This is a genomic window from Leucobacter chromiireducens (assembly GCF_003917135.1).
GTDB classification, from domain to species: domain Bacteria; phylum Actinomycetota; class Actinomycetes; order Actinomycetales; family Microbacteriaceae; genus Leucobacter; species Leucobacter chromiireducens_A.
The window spans coordinates 1-5,037 of record NZ_RPDI01000058.1 but is presented as its reverse complement, the minus strand read 5'-3'; the positions used below and the strand labels follow the sequence as shown (position 1 = coordinate 5,037).

The following is a 5,037-nucleotide window of genomic DNA, read 5'->3' as shown; positions in this document are numbered from 1 at the left end:
AGAGCCGAACGATGCGTTCGTGAGCGTCCGCGGCGATGACCGAGCCGACCCCCGGGAACCCCGCGATGGTGAGCAGCGTTCCGTCGCCGCCGTCGACGCCCACCACGGTCGTCTCCGGCCGCGCCGCGAGCGAGGCGGCGGCGATCGTGAGGAGCGCAGTGGTGCGGCCGCTCCCCGGTCCGCCCAGCACGGCGACACTGCCGCACTCGGTGAGGCGGAGGGCGAGCGCGCTCTGCCGCTGCTCATCTGGCTCATCGTGGACCCCGATGGTGACGGACGCGGTGCTCGCCGAGGTGCTCGCCGGCGCGGAGTACGATGCGGACGCCGCAAGCGTGTAGCTCGGCAGGAGTGGCTCGGTCCAGGGTCTGCGTGGGGCGGGGGATTGGCTGAGGCGCGCGGCGGCGTTGAGCACCGCGATGAGGCGTGTCGAGTCGCGTGGTCCGTGCGCAGAGGTGGACTGCGGCGTGGGCGGAGGCATGGCCGGGGTCGAGGGCTCGGGCCAGAGCGGTGTGATGGTCGCGGGGGTGCGAGGGCCTGTGCCCGCGGGAGGACCGGTCGTTGCTGACTGAAAGTGGGAGACGGCTCCTGCCCCGATTGCGCGAGCCGCGCGCCCGGGCTGCGCGTGCGAGAAGGAGGCAGCGGAGTCGTCGCCAAGCAGATCACGGCTGTCGGTCGTGTCTGCGGTGCGGAGCGAGACGCGGAGGGGCGCATTCGCGCGGAGGTCATCCGAGATCGCGCCGGCTGGGCGCTGGGTCGCGAGGATGAGGTGCACGCCGAGCGAGCGCCCGCGCTGCGCGAGGTCAGTGACGCCGGCGAGGAACTCGGGGGCCTCCTGGCGGAGCGCCGCGAACTCATCGATGATCACCAGCAGTCGGGGAGGCGCGTTCGGTGCGGAGCGCCGCTCGAGCGTGTCGAGGTCTGCGGCCCCTGCGAGCGCGAGGAGGTGCTCCCGCGCCCGGATCTCCGCCCGCAGCGACTGCAGCACGCGTGTGGCCAGGTGCGGCGTGAGGTCAGTGACCAGGCCGACGCTGTGGGGCAGGGTCGAGCACTCCGCGAAGGACGCGCCTCCCTTGTAGTCAATGAAGAGAAACGTGAGTCGTTCCGGGGACACGTGCACGGCGAGCGACAGGATCCAGCTCAGAAGAAACTCGGACTTCCCTGAGCCGGTGGTCCCGGCGACGAGCGCGTGCGGTCCATCCGTGGTGAGATCGAGCACGGTGGGCGCCGAGCCGTCGCTTCCGACGGGAACGGCCAGCGAGGTGGTCAGCCTGGCCGCGCCGTCTCGCCACTCGCTCATGAGACTGTCGCGCTGTCGCCAGCCCTTCACGACCGCGTGGGGGTTCTCGATGAGCCCCGGCGGGAGGAGCTCGGTGAGTGCGACCGTTCCCGGGATCGTGAGCTGAGTCGCTGCTGTGCCTGCACCGGCATCACGGACCGGTGCGAGCGAGCGAGCGAAGTGCTCAGCTGCCGCCACCGTGAGCCGCTCCCCCTCGTCGAGGCGCGTGACGCTGCCAGCGTCGACGCGGTGGAGTGTGTCCGTGTCCGCACCGACTTCGAGGATCGTCGAGCACACCGCTGGAATCTCGGCCAGCGTTCCGGCGCACCAGATGAGGTGCACGCCAGCTGCCGGCCCGGCCCCGGCGAGCGCGATGAGGCGGTGGTGCGGCACGAGTCGGGGGTTGACCACCAGCACCGCCACCGTCGGCAGCGCCGCCTGAGCGTCGGCTTCGTGACTCCTGGTTCCGCGCAGCCGCACCAGTTCCTCGAGTGCCGTGAGCAGCGCGGATGCGCTCGCCGCAGTGGCGCCGATGTGCCCGACGGGGAGCGGGCTGCCGGACGGATCGACATGGGGAAGCCAGGCGCACCACCCCATGCCAGCCGGGTCCCCGGGGGCGAAGAATCCGGTGAGCACGAGCGCGCTCGGCGAGTATCGTGCGCAGAGCTGAGCGGTCACCGCGCTGAGGGACTCCTGTCTCGCGGCGGGAGGGCCTGTGATCGCGAAGGCGCCGTGGTCACTGAGCGTCGAGATGATTGCCGCGCGCGTGACGGTCGCTGCGTCCTTACGCAGTGCCCGGAGCGCTGCGTGGCCATGATCGGCGTCGTCACTGGTGTGCGGCCCCGCCACGCGGGCACGGCTGGGCACAGCTCCCGACCCGACCCGGATACTGATGGCTTCGCGCGCCGCGTCGCTGCCCCAGAGGAGTGGTCCACGCGTGCGTGCGTCCGCGAGGAGGCTCGCAGTCGTCGGATACCTGGAACTGCGGTTGTGTCGCTCCGCGGCGTGCGCCACTTCGAGCGCTTGGCGCGCTTCTGCGAGGGCGGCATCGAATCTTTGCCTCGCACGGCGCCGCGTGCGCCGTGCGAGCAGTGTCGTGCTCAGCCATGCACCAGCGGCAACAACGGGCGACACGCTGAGGACCCAGAGGCTGAGTGATGAGCGCGCGGAGAAGAACCACACCGCAGCCATCAGCAGCGGAGCCACGATCGCGAGTGCCGGAAACCGGGACCGGGCGCGTGGCGCGGGTGACGCTGGCAGCTGAACGGGCGGGGCGGGCTCCCGGGGAATGACCCGCGGCGACGGAAGATGCCGGATCGTGCTCTCGCGCCGAGGAGGCGGCACCATCGGCGCCGAAAGGCTGATGCGGACCGGAAGCGCGCCCAGCCGCACCACACTGAGTGACGGCAGACGGAGTGCCGGTGCGCGTGCACCGCGCTCGGAGGGGTGGTCCCGCGCTCCCCGAGCGGCACTCTCTGTGCTGTCGGACGGTGCGTGCCGGAGGTCCACGATGGAGAGTGTCTCGCCGTGCACCTGGATCAGCGCGTGCCGTCGCGAAACGCTCGGGTGCGCCAAGCGGACGTCGCAGCTCGGGTCTCGCCCGATCGCATTCGCGCCCTCGTGCAGTGGGAAGGCGGTCCCACGTTGTGACCCGCCAAGGACGAGAAGTTCCGCGGCTGGCGGCGGGAACGCCGCCCGTTCTGGCTGAGTGGAGACCAGCTCGATGCGTGCGCCGGACTGGACGCCCGAGCTGCCCAGCGGCTCGTCTGGCGCGCACACGCGTGGTGGGCGTCCGGGAAGCAGCACACGAAGCGTCTGCGGGTGCGCGCCTGGCACGGGGGCCAGCTGCGAAACGCCGCCCTTGGGCCCGCTCGCACCGTGCCGCCCAGGCCTGCCACGGCTCGGCTCGGCAAGATGTTCACTCAGCGCACGCGCGATCGACCCGACCGGCTCTGCGGGGTCCGCGCGAACACGCAGATCCTGAGCAGCCGCGCGTTCCCCTGATCGGGGGCCGATCACCCTGATACGGAGTTCCATCCCAGCCTCTCTTCTCGGGAGCTGCACGTTGCGTTGCCCGTGGACGGCCGACACTAGCGGGGAGGCGCTGCGGCGACGCAAGGGCTGTGGACGGATGCGACGTTGAGTGGCGTGGGAAGCAGGGTGTGAGCGAGTCGTGCGCCCTGGCCGGCGCGGACCGTCGCTCAGTCGCGCAGAACTGGGGAGTTATCCACAGAAGCGAGATCGCCGGGTCGTGCGGAACGGGCTGCGCCTACTGTTGCCGAACAGCCCGGCCGCGATCCTCGCCGGGCACGGCACATGCGAAAGGAGACACACATGCCAAACATTTCGGTCAGCTTCGAGGAGATCGAGCAGGTCGCAGGAGACCTGGGGCGCGGGCACGGCGAGATCGCGCGCGAACTCGCTCGGATGACGGGCAGGATCGAGCAACTGCTGAGCGCGGGGTTCGTGACCGACCAGGCGTCGGGGAAGTTTCGCGAGGCATACCTTCGCATCAGTACAGCGGCGAACACCATCAACGACGAGTTGCATGACGTACGCGCGTTCCTGACGGGCACGGCGACCGTGCTGCGCGACACCGACGCACAGCTTGCCGCGCGCATCCAGTAGCGAGCACACATTGGTCGCGGAGTTGCGCCCCAGGCGCCGTGCGCCGTCCGCTGAGAGGAGACACCCCAGGTATGGAAATTGACTACCCAGCGCTGAGAGAGGTCGCGCGAGCGCTCCGCGCGGCGGGAGGAACCCTTCACGCGGAGGGGGGAACCGTGCAGGCGCTCGAGTCCGGCACCGCCGACGTGGAGGATGCGGCGCGCCATGCAGCGGTCGAACGCGCGCGACTGCTCTCTGATCTCACCCGGGTTGCTCACGATCAAGCCCAGCTGTGCGATGAGACGGTGGAGACATTCCGGCTGCTCGACGCGCAGGTAGCCTGGGCAACCGAACACGCGCGGGGTGCACGGTGATGGGCGGCGAGGCGGTGCTGCGGGGGAGCCAGGGTGTCGCGCGAGGCGTCGGTGCACAACTCCGTGCGCGAGCGGTGGGTGGTGAGGTGGCGCGGAGCGTGGGCGGCGCGGCGCTCGGCCTCGCGCGCCGCGATGGCGCAGCGGTCTCCGTGCAGCGGCTCCAGCAGGTAGTGCACGCGACCGCGAGCGCCGCGCGCCTGACCGAGACGGCCGACACCGCCTGGGGAGAAGCGATAGTTGGCTACGGGCTCCGCATCGACGAGATTCGCGAAGCAGCCGAGCGGCAGCTCGACATGCGCAACGCGCTCGCCGCAGGTGCACTCGACGCGCAGACCCGGCTCGTGCTCGACGGTCTATCCCACGAGCGGCGAGCGGCCGATGCGCGCGCACGCGCAGACGCCGGCACTGCGGCCAGCCACTACGCCGGGGTCCGCGCCAGGCTTCCCCGTGCGCGTGTTCGCGAACCCGTTGGCGTCACGCAGCCGGCCGCGACGATTGGCGCCGGCCTCACGCCTGTCGCGCTGCGTGCGCAGGCCGAACGCCTCGCCGCCGCACGCGATCCAGGGCTCGTCGCGCAGCGCTGGGCCGCGACACCCGAACGCGTGCGGCGCCAGCTCGTTTCGGGGGAGGCAGCGCTGATCGGCAACCTCGAAGGGATCCCCCTGCGAGATCGGGACACGGCGAATCGAATCCGTGCACGTGCGCACCGCGCAGAGCTCGTGCAGCACTGGCGGCTGCTCGAACTCCTCGCGACGGCGCCGGGCGCGCCGGTCAAGTCCC

The 5,037-nt window shown here is 71.2% G+C and carries 3 protein-coding genes and 2 pseudogenes; 3 read left to right on the top strand and 2 right to left on the bottom strand.

The features are described from left to right. A partial coding sequence (locus EGM46_RS15085) for an FtsK/SpoIIIE domain-containing protein (RefSeq protein ID WP_277425230.1) occupies positions 1 to 1,954 on the bottom strand: 1,954 nt, incomplete at its 3' end. An 822-nt stretch (positions 1,955 to 2,776) separates the two neighbouring features. Next, positions 2,777 to 3,313: pseudogene (locus EGM46_RS15215) on the bottom strand (FHA domain-containing protein); the annotation flags it as partial. A gap of 297 nt (positions 3,314 to 3,610) precedes the next feature. On the opposite strand from EGM46_RS15215, the gene EGM46_RS14290 reads away from it, so the two are divergent. From EGM46_RS14290 to EGM46_RS14280, 3 genes and pseudogenes are all read left to right on the top strand, one after another. After that, complete coding sequence (locus EGM46_RS14290; protein ID WP_125100794.1) at positions 3,611 to 3,904, top strand: WXG100 family type VII secretion target; 294 nt, start codon at positions 3,611 to 3,613, stop codon at positions 3,902 to 3,904. Positions 3,905 to 4,059: 155 nt separating this feature from the next. Next, positions 4,060 to 4,257 carry a hypothetical protein gene (locus EGM46_RS14285; protein ID WP_125100793.1) on the top strand — a complete coding sequence of 66 codons (198 nt, stop codon included), beginning with the start codon at positions 4,060 to 4,062 and terminating at the stop codon, positions 4,255 to 4,257. An 86-nt stretch (positions 4,258 to 4,343) separates the two neighbouring features. Continuing rightward, positions 4,344 to 5,037: pseudogene (locus EGM46_RS14280) on the top strand (hypothetical protein); the annotation flags it as partial.